This is a genomic window from Colwellia sp. BRX10-9, from assembly GCF_014077405.1.
Classification (GTDB): Bacteria; Pseudomonadota; Gammaproteobacteria; order Enterobacterales; family Alteromonadaceae; genus Colwellia_A.
Map to the genome: position 1 here is coordinate 1 of NZ_JACGVV010000165.1, position 220 is coordinate 220.

Consider the following 220-nt stretch of genomic DNA (forward strand, 5'->3'; position numbering starts at 1 on the left):
ACTGGATTTAAATCTACATAAGCCATACAAGCAAGTAATGCCCCTTCATCGAGCAGGGCTTGAGATTTAAAGCGTCCTTCCCAAAAGTGCCCCGTGCATTTATCTTCTTTATTGGCTTGTCGAGCAATAGGCTCGTTTAATGCCCGCATATACCAACTGATATCGATTAAGCGCTGTTTATAGACTTGTGCTGTTTCTTCAACCATTTCCATTTCGAATG

Annotated in this window: 1 pseudogene; it reads right to left on the reverse strand. The window is 41.8% G+C overall.

Annotated elements, in window-relative coordinates:
- Positions 1–220 (reverse strand): annotated as a pseudogene (locus H4J69_RS19860) (transposase); the annotation flags it as partial.